This is a genomic window from Mesorhizobium sp. M8A.F.Ca.ET.208.01.1.1 (assembly GCF_004791315.1).
Classification (GTDB): Bacteria; Pseudomonadota; Alphaproteobacteria; order Rhizobiales; family Rhizobiaceae; genus Mesorhizobium.
Genome location: NZ_SRUT01000057.1, coordinates 1 through 434, shown reverse-complemented (window position 1 = coordinate 434; position 434 = coordinate 1). Strand labels below are relative to the sequence as shown.

Sequence of the window (434 nt, the reverse complement as noted above, 5' to 3'; positions counted from 1 at the left end):
GAAGGAAAGCTGCATGCGCGCCAGGCTTCCCTGCGGCGCCTTGGCGTGTTGCGCCTCCATGCCGACGAGTTCGGCGTCGCGCTCGGTCTGGCGCTTGACCTGCGTCAGCAGCAGCCATGCCCTTGCCATGGCGGGAGCGATCGCCAGCGCCTGCCGGGCGAGGTCGGCCGCCTCGTCCAGCTTGCCCTTCTCCATCATGCCGACGCCCAGTCCGTACAGCAGGTCGGCGTCCTTCGGCCGGATCGCCAGCGCCTCGCGGAACACCGCGATCGCCTCGTCCAGCCGCCCCGCCTCCTGCAGCGTCTCGGCCAGCCCGATGCGGGCGCGCACATGGAACGGATTGCGGCCGATCGTGCCGCGATAGATGTCTTCGGCGCCCTCGAACTGGCCGAGTTGCTTCAGCGCCGAGCCGAGATTGTCGCGCACCGCCAGCT

Annotated in this window: 1 protein-coding gene; it reads right to left on the bottom strand. The window is 70.0% G+C overall.

What is annotated here, in order from left to right; genetic code table 11:
* Positions 1-434 (bottom strand): tetratricopeptide repeat protein (locus EN851_RS34260; RefSeq protein WP_135931054.1); only part of this gene is annotated, 434 nt, incomplete at both ends.